Origin of the sequence: Lentzea waywayandensis, from assembly GCF_900115955.1 — a bacterium.
Classification (GTDB): domain Bacteria; phylum Actinomycetota; class Actinomycetes; order Mycobacteriales; family Pseudonocardiaceae; genus Lentzea; species Lentzea waywayandensis.
Genome location: NZ_FOYL01000007.1, coordinates 215,401 through 229,347 on the forward strand (window position 1 = coordinate 215,401; position 13,947 = coordinate 229,347).

A 13,947-nucleotide genomic window follows, 5' to 3' on the forward strand; every position below is an offset into this window, starting at 1 on the left:
GTGCTCCTGGGCCTTTCGACCCCCAGCGATCGTGATCCGCGAACTTTCCGCGGAACCCGAGAAGTGTGTTGCCCCGGCCCCCCGACCGGGACATGAAGAAGATTGCCGTATGGCGCTGACGTATCGCTGACGCGCCGATGTCACTTGGCGACAGTGCGCTAATAGGCTGTGAGTCAGACGGGGATCATCTGGCACGCACGAGGGGTAGGCGATGGCTTCGGGTCCGCAGTTCCGGCTGCTCGGCCCGATGGAGGTGCGCCTGGCCGGTTCCGCCGTCGTGTTGCGCGCGGGCAAGCACAGGGCGTTGCTGGCGGCGTTGCTGCTGCGGCCGAACCGCGTGGTTCCCGTGACGGAACTCGTCGAGCACGTGTGGGGGGACACACCGCCCGCACGCACGCGTGGGACGTTGCAGACGTACGTGATGCGGCTGCGGGCGGCGTTGGGTGATCCGTCGTTGATCCAGACGGCCGCCGACGGCTATCGGATGCGAGTGGACCCGCTGGCCGTGGACGCGCATCGGTTCGCCGACGCGGCGGCTCGCGGACGTGCGGCGTCGTCGTCAGAGGACCTGGTCACGGCGCGGAAAGCGTTTGCTGAGGCATTGGAGCTGTGGCGCGGGCCGGTGCTGTCGGACGTGCCTTCGGAGACGTTGTACTCGGAGCACGCGCCGCGGCTGACCGAGCTGCTGATGACGGTGCACGAGCAGCGGATCGACGTGGAGCTCGCGCTGGGCAACCACGCGGACGTGGTGCCGGAGCTGTTCGCGCTGACGCGGGACCACCCGTTGCGGGAGCGGTTCTGGGCACAGCTGATGCTCGCGCTGTACCGCTGCAGCAGGCAGGCGGAGGCGCTGGAAGCGTTCCGGCAGCTCGACCGGACTTTGGACGACCAGCTGGGCATCGATCCGTCCGCCGAGCTCAGGGCGTTGCACCAGGCGATCCTGGTGGGGGCCAGGGAACTGGCGGCGCCGGTGGTGACGCGGGAGCCGGAACGCGCGCCGGCGTCGCCCCTGCGGCTGCCGGACGACATCGCGGACTTCACCGGGCGATCCTGGCACGTGGAGCGGATCTCCGGGCTGATCGCGGGCGGGTCGGTGCCGATCGTGACGCTGGCGGGGCCGCCGGGAGTGGGCAAGACGACGCTGGCGGTGCGCGTGGCGCACCTGCTGCGGGACCGGTTCCCGGACGGGCAGCTCTACGTCGACCTGCGCGGGTACGCACTGGGGGCGCCCGCGGACGGGCTGGACGTGCTGTCGCGGTTCCTGCGGGCGCTGGGCGTGCCGCCGGACGAGATCCCGCCGGACGCGGACGAGCAGAGCACGATGCTGCGGTCGTTGCTGTCGGGGCGCCGGATGTTGCTGCTGCTGGACAACGCCTCCGCGCCCGACCAGGTGCGGCCGCTGCTGCCGGGGACGGCGTCGTGCCGGGTGATCGTGACGTCGCGGGACGACCTGCGCGGGCTGATCGCGATGCACGGCGCGCGGACCGTGCCGGTGGAGGTGTTCGAGGCTCAGGAGTCCGCGTCGTTGCTGACGAAGCTGCTCGGGCCCGGTGACCACGCGGAGCTGGCGTCGCGGTGCGGGCACCTGCCGCTGGCGTTGCGGGTGGCGGCGGCGTACCTGGCCGGGCGGGACGACGTGTCGATCTCCGGTTCGCCGATCGAGCTCGCCTACGCCGCGCTGCCTCCCGCGCCGCAGCGGTTGTTCCGGCTGCTGTCACTGGTGCCGGGACCGGACTTCACGGCGGAGGCCGCCTCCGCGCTGGCCGACGTGGACGCCGAGGGCCTGCTGACGGTGCTGGCGATCGCGCGTCTGGTCGTGCAGGCCGTACCGGGTCGCTATCGGTTCCACGACGAACTGGTCCGCTACGCCGCCACGTTGCGCGAGGAGTCGGACAGCCCGTCCGAGCAGCAGGCGTCGTGGGCGGCGTTGCTCAACCACTACCTGCGCGGCGTCGAACGCTGCGCCGAACTGCTCTACCCCGGAATCGTGCGGCTGCCGTCGTCGGCCTCGGGACCGGCGCCGCGGATCTCGACGTCCGCCGAGGCGCTGGCGTGGCTCGACGCGGAACGCCCGAACCTGATCGCCGCCATCCGGCACGCGGCCGACCACGGCCCCGCGGAGATGGCCTGGCAGCTGGCCGACGCGCTGCGCGGCTACCTCTGGATCGGCCAGCACGTCGGCGAATGGCTCGCGACGGCGCACCACGGCCTGCTGGCCGCGCAGAAGTCCGGGCACCGCCCGGCCGAGGCGGCGATGCACGCGAACCTCGGCACCCTCTACCTGCGGCTGGGCGAGTACGCACGCTCCGTCGAGCACCACGACCACGCCATCGAGCTGTACCGGGCGCTGGGCGACAAGGACGCCGAGGCGAGCGTGCTGAACAACCTCAGCCTCGTACACCGCCGCTCTGGAGACCTGGCCGCCGCGAAGGACGCCCTGCTCCGCTGCCTGGAGATGCTGCGCTCGGCCCCGGCGGACAGCGTCAGCACCGGCCTGTACAACCTCGGCCAGCTCGCCGTGGAACTCGGCGAGATCGACGGCGCCGTCGAGCACTTCTCGCAGGCCCTGGCCCTCGCCCCGAACGCCGACAGCCACACCTACCTCGGCATGGCCCTGCGCCTGCAGGGCCGCCTGGACGAGGCCCGCACCCACCTCGACCGCGCTCTGGAGATCGGCAACGTCCCCGCCGGCGAGGCCGAGACCCTGGAGAACCTCGCCGCCCTGGAACTCTCCTCCGGCAACACCGAGGCGGCCCTGTCCCTGGCCTCGCGCGCCCTGTCCCTGGTCGCCGACGGCGGGGACCAGCAGGTGGCGACCACGACCCGGATCACGCTCGGCGAGATCCGCCGCGCCCTGTCCGACCTCGACACCGCCGCCGACCTGTACGAACAGGCCCTAGCGACGGCCCGGCGGATCGGCTACGCGTCCGGCGAGGTCCGCGCGCTGATCGACCTCGCCGTGGTGTTGCGGGACCTCGACCGCGACGCCGACTCCCGGTCCGCCGCCGAGCAGGCCGCGCGACGCGGCGCCGAACTCGGACTGCGCGCCCTGGAGAACCGGGCTCGCGAACTCGCCTGACCCTCACCGATATCCAATACATCGCACCACGCGATATGCCATATACCGCAAATCGCGGCCACGGATGACAACGTTGTCTTCTCTGGCCCAGAGTTCCGCGATATCCAATACATCGCGCATCCAGCTGGTCCGCCGAGATGGCCCGTCAGGCTGGCCTGCCAGGCTGACCCAAACGCGATACACCCTGCATACAGGCTGTCGACGCCCCGCATGCGATGCGTCGACCACGACCACACCGCAGCCATACCCCAGCCATACTGCGGCCACGCCACCAGCACACCACCGCAGCCGCACTGATATATCGAATACTGGCCACCCCGGCAGCCCGACCCGCCGACCCGGCTCCCCAGTGCGATATTTCGGGCCATCCAATACCCGATATATCGGGTATTGGATATCGGTCAGCCGATGAGGGTTTCGAGGCGGTGTGCGAGCTGGTCCCAGCGCCAGTGGTCGCTGACCCACTCCCGGCCCGTGCGCCCCATCTTGGCCGCCGTCTCGGGATCGGCGAGCAGCGAGGCGACCCGCTCGGCGACGTTCTCGACGTCGCGGCCGTCGACGACGTTGCCGGTGATGCCGTCGCGCACGGTCTCCGGCGCACCGCCGGACCGTCCGGCCACCACTGGTAGCCCGGTCGCCGAGGCCTCCAGATACACGATGCCGAGCCCTTCGACGTCGAGGCCGCGGCCGCGCGTGCGGCACGGCATCGCGAAGACGTCGCCGGCGTTGTAGTGCGCGGGCAGTTCCTCCCACGGCACCGAGCCGGTCAGCACGATGTCCCGCGAACCGGCGGCCAGCTTCTCGAGCGTCCCCCGGTACGGCCCGCCGCCGACGATCAGCAGAGCGGCGTCCGGCACCGACCGCTGGATCAGCGGCAACGCGCGGATCAGGACGTCCTGCCCCTTGCGCGGCACGAGGCGCGACACGCACACGATCACCGGCCGGTCGCCCAGCCCGTACCGGCGGCGGATCTCGGCGCGCGCGGCGGGATCCGGGCGATAGAGCTCGGTGTCCACGCCGGATGGAAGGTGTTCGAGCGCCGCCATCGGCCCGAACGCCGCCGCGAACCGCGAGCGGGTGTAGCGGCTGACGTAGGTCACGACGTCCACTCCGGACCCGATGGCCCGCAACGCCTGCCGCGCCACCGGCAGCATCGACCAGCCGACCTCGTGCCCGTGCGTGCACGCCACCGCGCGGCTGAGCCCGAGCGACGGCGCCAGCAACGCCAGCGGTGCCGCCGCCCCGAACCACGCCGCCTCGCACGACTCGGCGCGGGCGATGTCGCGGGCACGGGCGAGGACGTCCGGCGTCGGCAGCATCAACGACGTCGGATGCCGCACCACCGGGAAGGGCTGCTCGGCGTCGAACTCCTCCGCGCCCTTCCACTTCGGCGCGTAGACGACGAGCGAGTCCGCGGGCAGCCGTGTCGCCAAAGCGTGCAGGTAGGACTGGATGCCGCCGGGGCGGGGCGGGAAGTCGTTGGTCACCAGCAAGGTTCGGCGCACGAACTCAACGCTATCCGATGCTCGTTTTCAGGAACTCACGCCAACCCGCCACGTCGACGACGCCCGAGTCCACAGAAGACAACGACGCGTGCCGCAGGAAGAAGTCCACGACGCCTCGCTCCCCCAGCCGCGACTCCAGATAAACCATGATCGAGTACGCCTGCTGGTACGCCAGATCACGCCCGGAGCCGCCGAAGTCGACCGGCAACGCCGAGACGTCCGGCGTGAGCAGCGGCGCGGCCTGACGGAGCGACAGCCCCGTGCCGTGGAACGCCACCCAGTCCGCGAACCCCTCCACCAGCCACAGCGGGGCGGAGTCCGAGGTCAGGTCACGCGTCGCGACATGCGTGATCTCGTGCCGCAGCAGCACGCGCAACTCCACGTCCGACAACGCCGATGCCCGCACCCGGTTGATGACGACGCGTTGCCCGGAACCGTCGCTGTCCCGAATGGCGATCCCGGCCATGTCCGCGAAGGCCGGCCCGACGAGCGACACCAGCTCGCTGTCCGTGGCCGGAACGACGACGTCGACCCGCCGACCCCAGCTGATATCCAATATATCGGCGACCTCGCGCACCGAGGAGTCCAACGACCCCGACACCCGCGACGCCAGCGCACCGTCACAAGAACTGCTGGTCACGGTGCCTGACGCAGCCGTCAGCACCGTCTCATTGCAATGGGTTGTTGCGGTCGGCTGCAACTCAACGGGGCGTAGTGCAACGCTGACGCCCAGCAGGAACGTCATGGCGACGGTGACCGCCAGCAACGTCCGGAGGTGCTTCACCGGCGCAACGCTAGCCCTCGATGCGCCGAATCACCGCGATGGGCCCGATGGCGTCGATCGGCGCGATCTTCACCGGCTGCCCTTCCGTCGAGGCGTGCACGGCCCGCCCGTTGTCGACGGCCATGGCGACGTGCGACCGGCTCGAGTAGTAGATGATCAGATCGCCCGCACGGACCTCGCCACGTGACACGGCGCGTCCGACCCCGGCCTGGCCGCCGGACGTGCGCGGGATCGTGAACCCGGCCGCCGCGTAGGCCTTCATCGTCAGCCCGGCGCAGTCCCACCGGTCCGGCCCGGTCCCACCGTACTGGTAGTCGTCCCCGCGCTGCCCGAGCGCGAAGTTCAGCGCGAGGCCCGCCACTCCGGAGGGCACGCTGACCTGCGAGCGGTCGCCCGGATCACGCAGCTGGTTCACGACGGGGGCGGGCAGCCGTGTCAGCGCCGTCCGCACCTCGTTGATCTGCGTCTGCAACGCCTGGTTGCGCCCGTCGAGGTCGCTCTTCAGCTTCTCGGCCGCCGCGGTGGTCTCCGCGGCCCGAGCGCGCGCGTTCTCGGCCACCTGGTGCGCCTGCCGGGCCTTCTCCACCGCGCCGGACAGCCGCGCGAGCGACTCCGCCTTGTCGGAGGCCAGCACCCGCATCATCTCGAGGCGGTTCAGGAAGTCCTGCTGCGAGTCCGCCACGAGCAGTGCCGACAGCTGGTTGAAGCGCGCACCCTCGAACGACGCCTGGGCGATGAGGTCGACCTGCCCCTGGAAGTCGTCCTCGTCGCGCTTGGCCTGCCGCTCGATCTGCTGCGCCGCCGCCACTGTCGCGGTCGCGCGATCGAGTTCGCCCCTGCGCTGGACGAGATCCTCCTGCGCGCGCAGGACTTCCTCGTTGAGCTTCGTCGCCTGCGCCGTCAGATCCGCGTACGCGCGCGCGGGATCAGCCGGCTGCGCGGCTAAAGACGCGGCCGGAGTCGCCGAGAGCAACAGCAGGAGAACTACAAAACCACGGGTGAAGTTGCGCGACATGAGGTCGCCGATCCCCCTCGCCAGAACAAGCCCGTCAAGATCGACGGCGTCAGGCTACCGGGTGATCAAACGCGCCCGAGACGGGCCAGCAACACAGCGGACGGCACCGGGTGCGCACCGCGGCGACGCACCGAATCCGCGACCGCGCGATCCGACGTCACCACCACCACAGGCCGTCCCTCGGGCTCCGCGGTGACCAGCGCACGGATCACGTCGTCGGCCAGAACACCGGGATCGCTGAAGAGCACGCGCACGCCACGAGGAGCCGCGGCGGGCACCGCTACCACCCCCGCGCCGTCGAACACCAACGTCACCTCAGCACCCGTGCGCGCGGCCAGCACCGCGAGCTGGTGCACGAGCCGATCGCGTTGATCCGACAACGACAGCTCCGGATACCCGGTCTTCGTGACGTTGTAGCCGTCCACCACCAGGTGCACGGCGGGCAATGCCAGCAGCCGGTCCAGAGCCGCGGGGTCCTCCACCCGTCCGACAGCCCCCTGTGACGCACTGGCGCCACGCACGAGGTCGGCGGGACGCGGCCCGGTGCCCTCCCCCAGAGCCAGCTCACGACGCAGGCCCGTGACGGCGCCGTCGAGGGTGTCCACGAGCAACGCGAGGCGTACCTCGTCCGCCTGCCGGGCCTCCCGCGCGGACTGCCGCGCCACCTCGGCGTCGGCGATCGCCCGCTGTGCCTTGCCGCGCTCGGTCTCGGCGCGTTCCCGTTCCCGGTCGCGTTCGGCGGACAAGCGCTTGACCTCGTCCGCGGTGCGTTCCTGGATCTTGCCGACCTCGGCGGACGCCGCCGCGGCCGCGTCCTTGGCCTCACGGAGCTTCACGCCCTGCTCGCGCAACCGCTTGCGCAGGCGTTCCAGCTCGATCTCGGCGTCCGCGCGAACGCGTTCGGTGGCGCCGTCGAACTGGGTGCGCTCGGCCCGCAGCCGTTCCAGCTCGCTTTCCATCCGTTCCGCGCGCACGACGGCCGCGTCCCGTTCGGCCCGCAGCGTCGCGTCGCCGACCCGCCGCGTGACGAGCTCCACGTAATGCAGTGCGACGTCGTCACCGGTCAGCACCGCCGCCGCGGCCGCCGTCACCGGATCCGGTGAGGTCACCTCCAGCGTCGACGGCCTGTTCTTGCGCAGCCACTCGACCACGGCGGTGCGGAAGTTCGCCGAGTCCCGCAAGCCGGCCACGACCTGTGCGCCGCCCAGACGAGCGCGTTTGGTCGGGGCGAACTTCGCCACCGGTCGCAGGTGCTGGGGCACGTCGACCTTCGCCATCTCGCCCAACGCGTCGGCGCCCAGCTCCGCGAGCCTCACCCGCAACGGCTCCGGCAGGGCCGACCAGTCCACAGTAGATTCCTCTGCGGATTCCTCTGCGGACTCACCTGCCTCATCGGCAGGCTGGTCGAACTCAGGCGCGGGCATCGGGTCGGGCACCCCAACAGGCTAGAGCCCTCGCGCTTGAGCAGCGCACGGACGTGTCCGCCCTTCGGAACAACGATCTGGAAAAGATCACCCGAAGATCACTCCAACGGAGCAACCGCAGGTCAAGGCGTCGCGACAGCTCCCCGCAGAAAATTGTCAGACCCCGTCGCTAACGTCGGCCACGTGACCGGACAACTGTCCTTCGACGAGCTCGGGACGCCTCTGCGCGACACCACGTTCGTCGTCTTCGACCTGGAGACGACGGGCGGCAGCGCCGAGGAGGACGCCGTCACCGAGATCGGCGCGGTGAAGGTGCGCGGCGGCCAGATCCTCGGCGAGTTCGCCACCCTCGTCGACCCCGAACGCGGCATCCCGCCGATGGTCGCGCAGCTGACCGGGATCACGCAGCTGATGGTGACGGGCGCGCCGACCATGAAGACGGTGCTGCCCGCGTTCCTCGAGTTCGCGGCCGGAGCGGTGCTGGTCGCGCACAACTCGGGCTTCGACGTCGGGTTCATGAAGGCCGCCTGCGAACGGCACGGCTACCGCTGGCCGAAGCCGTCGGTCGTGTGCACGGTCAAGCTCGCACGCAGGGTGCTCAGCCGCGACGAGGCGCCGTCGTGCCGGCTGTCGGCGCTCTCGGACCTGTTCCACACGGAGACCAAGCCGACGCACCGGGCGCTGGCCGACGCCCGCACGACCGTCGAGGTGCTGCACGCGCTGCTGGAGCGCGTCGGCAACGTCGGCGTGCACTCCCTGGAGGAACTGCTGGCGTACCTGCCGGAGGTGACGCCGGAACAACGCCGCAAACGTTCCCTGGCCGCCCACCTGCCGTCCACGCCGGGTGTGTACCTCTTCCGCGGCCCGAAGGAGGAGGTGCTCTACGTCGGCACGGCGTCAGACCTGCGCCGCAGGGTCCGCCAGTACTTCACGGCCAGCGAAGGCCGGCGCAGGCTGCGCGAGATGGTCGCTCTCGCGGTGCGTGTCGACGCCGTGGAATGCGCCCACCCGCTGGAGGCCGAGGTCCGCGAGCTCCGCCTCTTACGCGCTCACCGTCCCGCGTACAACCGACGCTCGAAGAACCCCCACCACGCCTGGTGGCTGACCCTGACCGACGAGCCGTTCCCGCGGATCTCGCTCGTCAAGATTCCACGAGACGGAGCCCTGGGCCCGTTCCGCACGCGAAAGGCGGCCGAATCGGTCGCGGACGCGCTGCTCGACGCCGTTCCACTGCGCTCCTGCACCATCAAGATCCCCGCGGCGAACCAGCGCGCCTCGCCCTGCGCGCTGGCCGAGCTCGACCGCTGCAAGGCGCCCTGCGCGGGCCGACAGTCCGTCGACGAGTACTCCCCCGCCGTCGTGGCCGTGCAGGATCTGGTCGTCGGCCGCAGCACGGACCCGTTGCGCACGCTCATCGACCAGCTGGGCGGCCTGGCCTCAGCCGAACGCTTCGAGGAGGCCGCCCGCCGCCGCGACCGCCTGGCGGGCCTGGTCCGCTCCCTCGACCGCGCCCAGCGCCTGGCGGCCCTCGCCTCCCTGCCCCAACTGGTGGCCGCTCGTCCAGACCGCGAAGGCGGCTGGGAGTTCTCGGTGGTGCGCTACGGCCGCCTGGCCTCCGCCGGGGTCGCCCGCCGCGGCACCCGCCCGATGCCGGTGGTCGACGCACTCGTCGCCTCCGCCGAAACGGTCGTCCCGACACCCGGCCCACTGCGCGGCGCGCCACCGGAAGAAGCCGGCGTCGTCCTGCGCTGGCTCGACCAGCCAGGCACCCGCCTCGTCTACGCCGACGAACCGTGGTCCTCCCCGGCCGGCGCCGCCGCGGCGTGGGTGCCGTGGGCCGAACAAGCCGCGAGCGCCCGCCCCATCCACGACCACTGGAACTGATCCCGAGCACCCTCGTTGCAAGGGCTTATGCAAAAGACGTTTGCGGACGTCCGCAAACGTCTTTTGCATAAGGATGGATAAGGGCAGGTCAACGGCGGTGGCGGCAACCGATATATCAGTTGGGATGTCGACAAAGCGACACGCGCGGGGTGTGTCCGGCTCGCGTGCCACGACCGGCGACGTCCTCACGCCGGTGATCAGGCGGTAGGGCAGACTACGGGTGCTTGAGACACCGGAGCCCAGACCCGAGGAGGACGCCGTGGTCACCGCCATCGTGCTGATCCAGGCCGCCGCCGAACGCATTCCCGAGGCCGCGCAGGAGATCGCCGACATCGACGGAGTCACCGAGGTGTACTCCTGTGCCGGTGACGTGGACCTGATCGCGCTGGTACGGGTCAGCAAGCACGAGGACCTCGCCGCGCTGGTCCCCGGCAAGATCAGCAAGGTCGCCGGTGTGCTGAACACCGACACGCACATCGCGTTCCGCAGCTACTCGAAGCGCGACGACGAGGCCGCGTTCGCCATCGGCTTGGACGACGCCCAGTAGCCCGGATCACCAGGACAGCGAAAAGCCCCCGTGAGGAATCACGGGGGCTTTTCGGTGCTTCAAACCTGGAGATCAGGCCTTCGGGTCCGCGGGCTTGCCCGCGAGCTCGCCGGACTTCTCCTCGGACTTCTCTGCGGAACCGGAGTCCAGCAGGTTCGTGTGCTTCGCGTTCTCCAGGGCCACGGTCTCCTCGACCGGGTCCGGCGACCACGTGCTGCCGGCGACCGGGTGACCGGCCGAGCCGAGCTTGTTCATCTTCTTCGGCACCGACGCGCCCTGGTAGGCGAGCGGGATCGGGTGGCCGTGGTCGTCCACCGGGCCCAGCGGCTGGTGGATCTCGATGAACTCGCCGTGCGGCAGGCGCTTGATGATGCCGGTCTCGACGCCGTGCTCGAGCACCTCGCGGTCGCCGCGCTGCAGGCCGATGCAGATCCGGTACGCGACGAAGTACGCGATCGGAGGCAGGATCAGCATGCCGATGCGGCCCATCCACGTCGTCAGGTTCAACGAGATGTCGAACTTGTACGCGAAGATGTCGTTGCCGCCCATGAGCAGCAGGACCATGAAGTACGTGATCGCCATCCAGCCCAGCGCGGTGCGGACCGGAACGTCACGCGGGCGCTGCAGCAGGTTGTGGTGCGCGTAGTCCTTGGTCATCTTCTTTTCGATCCACGGGTAGACCGCCGCGATGCCGGTCAGCAGCGGCAGGCCGAGGATGAACGGCAGGAACGCACCGGGGATCGTGTAGTTGCCCAGGTAGAACTCCCACGCGGGCCAGATGCGGACCAGGCCGTCGGTCCAGCCCATGTACCAGTCCGGCTGCGAGCCGGCGGAGATCTGCGCGGGGTTGTACGGGCCGAAGTTCCAGATCGGGTTGATCTGGAAGACGCCACCCATGATCGCGATGACACCGACGACGATGGCGAAGAAGCCACCGCCCTTCGCGGCGAACACCGGCATGATGCGGACACCGACGACGTTGGTCTCCTTGCGGCCCACGCCCGGGAACTGCGTGTGCTTCTGATACCAGACCAGCGCGAGGTGCGCCGCGATCAGACCCAGGATGATCGCCGGGATGATCAGGATGTGCGCGGTGTAGAGCATCGGGATGATGTCCGTGCCGGGGAACTCCCCGCCGAACATCAGCCAGTTGATCCAGGTACCGACCACCGGGAACGAGATCAGCAGGGCCGCCATGACGCGGAGGCCGGTGCCCGAGAGCAGGTCGTCCGGCAGCGAGTAGCCGAGGAAGCCCTCGATCGCGCCGAGCATGAACAGCACGATGCCGATGACCCAGTTGATCTCACGCGGCTTGCGGAACGCGCCGGTGAAGAAGATCCGGAACATGTGCACGACGATCGCGGCCATGAACAGCAGCGCCGCCCAGTGGTGCACCTGGCGGACGAACAGGCCACCGCGCGTCTCGAACGAGATGTCGAGCGTGGACGCGAACGCCCGCGACATCTCGATGCCGCGCAGGTTCTCGAACGAGCCGTTGTAGGTGACCTCGGTCATCGACGGGTCGAAGAACAGCGCGAGGTACGTGCCCGACAGCAGCAGCACGATGAAGCTGTAGAGGGCGATCTCACCGAGCAGGAACGACCAGTGCGTCGGGAAGACCTTGTTCAGCTGTTTGCGCAGGCCAGAGGCCGCGTGGTACCGCTCGTCGGCAGCGTTGGCCGCCGCCCCTGCGACGCGCGCGGCCGCGTTGGCCGGCTTCGTCGGCGTGGTGATGGCACTCATGACTTCCGCTCCCAGAACGCCGGACCCACAGCCTCGATGAAGTCGCTGCGGGCAACCAAGTATCCGTCTTCGTCCACCGTGATCGGAAGCTGGGGAAGAGGACGGGTTGCCGGACCGAACCGCGGCTTGGCGTACTCGAACACGTCGAACTGCGACTGGTGGCACGGGCAGAGCAGCAGACCGGTCTGCTGCTCGAACAGCGACGTCGGGCATCCAAGGTGCGTGCAGATCTTGGAGTACGCGTAGAGGTCGCCGTAGTTGAAGTCTTCCTGACCAGAGCGCTTGGTGACCGCCTGGTTCGGGCGCATGCGGATGAGCATGACCGGCGCGTCGGCCCGCTTGAGGGCCGCGACCAGGGCGTGCTCGTCCTCGCGCTCGGACTCCCGGAACGGGAACACCGTCTCGAAGCCGCCCGGCTCGACGTCCTCGGGACGCACCAGGGAGACCTCGTGGAAGTTGCCGGTGTGGCGGCGCAGGTAGACCTTCTCGCCCTTTTCGGCCTTCCAGCCGGTGTGCCACAGCGAGTTCTTGGTCTCGCTGTCCGCGTGCGGGTTCTTGATGAGCGCGCCCAGCGGGACGGCCGCGACGCCCAGACCCAGCACGCCGGCGCCGAGGCCCGCGGTGCGCTTGATCAGGCTGCGGCGCGCGATGCCGCTGCGCTCACCCGCGTCGGCGAGCTCCGCGACCAGGGTGGCGCGGTCGACCTCGGCCGACGGGCCGTCGTGGCGCTGCTGCACCGCGAGCTCTTCCGGGATGAACTTCTTGGTGTAGAGCAGCGCGGCAACGCCCAGCGCGACCACCGACAGGCCCAGGAACAGGCCGATCAGCGGGTTGTAGAGCATGTGCAGCAGGTGGCCGTCGGTGTGCGGGGCCTCGTACTGCCACGGCCAGAACAGGAACACGCCGAGGAAGGCCAGTCCGGACAGCGCGGAGATCACGAACCAGAGCGCGACGACGCGCTCGGCGCGACGCTCGGCACGCGTCCCGGGTACCGGGAACCTCTCCTCGTAGTGGACGAGCTCGACACCGTCCATCTTCGTGCCGAGCCTGACGAGGTCGTCCCGGCTCATCTCCGCGAGCTCTGCCTCGCTGGGCAGCTCGGTCGGCTTGTCGCCGCTCATGCCTTGGCTCCGATCCAGAGGGTCACGCCGATGAGCGCGGCGATGCCCACGATGAACGCGATCAATCCCTCGGAGACGGGTCCGAACCCGCCCAGGGGGTTACCGCCGGAGTTGTTGTTTCCGTCGGTGACCGACTTGACGTACGCGATGATGTCTTTCTTCTCTTCCGGCGTCAGCTGGCGCTCGCCGAACTTCGGCATGTTCTGCGGGCCGGTCAGCATCGCCGTGTAGATCTGCTCCTCGGTCACGCCGTCGAGTTCCGGCGCGAACTTGCCGGACGACAGCGCGCCGCCGCGACCCGTGAAGTTGTGGCAGCTGGCGCAGTTGAGGCGGAAGAGCTCGCCACCACGCGCCGGGTTGTCGCCGCGCAGGGCCTCGCCGGACTCGGAGGGCTTCTTCGGGCCCTCGCCACCGTTGGCGGTGATGTAGGCCATCAGCGCGTTGATCTGCTCGGGCGTGAGCTTCGCGGGCTTGCGGATGGCCTGCGCCTCCTGCCGCGCCATGGGCATGCGGCCGGAGGAAGTCTGGAAGTACACCGCGGCGTCACCGACGCCGATCAGGCTCGGCCCGCGGTCCTTGACGCCTTCGAGGGACTTGCCGTGGCAGCCCGCGCAGGTGTTCAGGTAGATCTGCTCGCCCTGGCGGACCAGAGCGTCCTCCTGCTGCGCCTGGGCGGTCTGCGCCTGGGGCGCGAACGCGGCGAACAGCATGCCTGCGCTGAGCAGGGCGAAGCCCAGCGCGAGCAGACCGGCGACCCGGCGGCGCAGCTTCGTGCGGGCGCCGCGCGGGCGTTTCGTAGTGGTGGTCATGGTGTGCGGCAACCCTTGCTGTCAGTTCGGGAGCTC

The 13,947-nt window shown here is 69.9% G+C and carries 10 protein-coding genes; 3 read left to right on the forward strand and 7 right to left on the reverse strand.

Annotated features, from left to right (window positions below; genetic code table 11):
• Nucleotides 1-211: 211 nt before the first annotated feature.
• Complete coding sequence (locus BM417_RS26490) at nt 212-3,079, forward strand: AfsR/SARP family transcriptional regulator (protein ID WP_093599908.1); 2,868 nt, start codon at nt 212-214, stop codon at nt 3,077-3,079.
• Between the two features lie 401 nt (nt 3,080-3,480).
• Here BM417_RS26490 and BM417_RS26495 read toward each other — a convergent pair whose 3' ends face one another.
• The 4 genes from BM417_RS26495 to BM417_RS26510 form a co-directional block, all read right to left on the reverse strand.
• Complete coding sequence (locus BM417_RS26495; protein WP_093599911.1) at nt 3,481-4,584, reverse strand: glycosyltransferase family 4 protein; 1,104 nt, start codon at nt 4,582-4,584, stop codon at nt 3,481-3,483.
• Nucleotides 4,585-4,594: 10 nt separating this feature from the next.
• The gene (locus tag BM417_RS26500; protein WP_093599913.1) at nt 4,595-5,368 is read right to left on the reverse strand and encodes a hypothetical protein; all 774 of its coding nucleotides are present in this window, start codon (nt 5,366-5,368) and stop codon (nt 4,595-4,597) included.
• Nucleotides 5,369-5,378: 10 nt separating this feature from the next.
• Nucleotides 5,379-6,383 (reverse strand): C40 family peptidase, encoded by a 1,005-nt coding sequence (locus BM417_RS26505; RefSeq protein ID WP_093599914.1) that lies wholly within the window; start codon nt 6,381-6,383, stop codon nt 5,379-5,381.
• 65 nt (nt 6,384-6,448) lie between these two features.
• A complete protein-coding gene (locus BM417_RS26510) occupies nt 6,449-7,807 on the reverse strand; it encodes an NYN domain-containing protein (RefSeq protein WP_093600703.1) in 1,359 nt (452 codons plus the stop codon).
• Nucleotides 7,808-7,990: 183 nt separating this feature from the next.
• Between BM417_RS26510 and BM417_RS26515 the strand changes: the two genes are divergently transcribed.
• A complete protein-coding gene (locus tag BM417_RS26515) occupies nt 7,991-9,691 on the forward strand; it encodes a DEDD exonuclease domain-containing protein (protein WP_093599917.1) in 1,701 nt (566 codons plus the stop codon).
• Between the two features lie 259 nt (nt 9,692-9,950).
• Nucleotides 9,951-10,238, forward strand: coding sequence for an Lrp/AsnC family transcriptional regulator (locus tag BM417_RS26520; RefSeq protein WP_045309335.1), 288 nt, complete (start codon nt 9,951-9,953; stop codon nt 10,236-10,238).
• A gap of 72 nt (nt 10,239-10,310) precedes the next feature.
• Here BM417_RS26520 and qcrB read toward each other — a convergent pair whose 3' ends face one another.
• Genes qcrB through qcrC form a run of 3 tightly spaced genes read right to left on the reverse strand, consistent with a single transcriptional unit; the run spans nt 10,311 to nt 13,911 of the window.
• Nucleotides 10,311-11,981 (reverse strand): cytochrome bc1 complex cytochrome b subunit, encoded by a 1,671-nt coding sequence (gene qcrB, locus BM417_RS26525; protein WP_093599920.1) that lies wholly within the window; start codon nt 11,979-11,981, stop codon nt 10,311-10,313.
• Complete coding sequence (gene qcrA / locus BM417_RS26530) at nt 11,978-13,102, reverse strand: cytochrome bc1 complex Rieske iron-sulfur subunit (protein ID WP_093599923.1); 1,125 nt, start codon at nt 13,100-13,102, stop codon at nt 11,978-11,980. The genes qcrB and qcrA overlap by 4 nt, the downstream gene beginning before the upstream one ends.
• Nucleotides 13,099-13,911 (reverse strand): cytochrome bc1 complex diheme cytochrome c subunit, encoded by an 813-nt coding sequence (gene qcrC / locus BM417_RS26535; RefSeq protein WP_093599926.1) that lies wholly within the window; start codon nt 13,909-13,911, stop codon nt 13,099-13,101. Before qcrC ends, qcrA begins: the two co-directional genes overlap by 4 nt.
• Between the last annotated feature and the right edge of the window lie 36 nt (nt 13,912-13,947).

Bases quoted from the DNA above. Each gene is read 5' to 3' on its own strand.
- BM417_RS26490 (WP_093599908.1), top strand. From the start codon at position 212: ATGGCTTCGGGTCCGCAGTTCCGGCTGCTCGGCCCGATGGAGGTGCGC.
- BM417_RS26505 (WP_093599914.1), bottom strand. From the start codon at position 6,383: ATGTCGCGCAACTTCACCCGTGGTTTTGTAGTTCTCCTGCTGTTGCTC.
- BM417_RS26510 (WP_093600703.1), bottom strand. From the start codon at position 7,807: ATGCCCGCGCCTGAGTTCGACCAGCCTGCCGATGAGGCAGGTGAGTCC.
- qcrB (WP_093599920.1), bottom strand. From the start codon at position 11,981: ATGAGTGCCATCACCACGCCGACGAAGCCGGCCAACGCGGCCGCGCGC.
- qcrA (WP_093599923.1), bottom strand. From the start codon at position 13,102: ATGAGCGGCGACAAGCCGACCGAGCTGCCCAGCGAGGCAGAGCTCGCG.
- qcrC (WP_093599926.1), bottom strand. From the start codon at position 13,911: ATGACCACCACTACGAAACGCCCGCGCGGCGCCCGCACGAAGCTGCGC.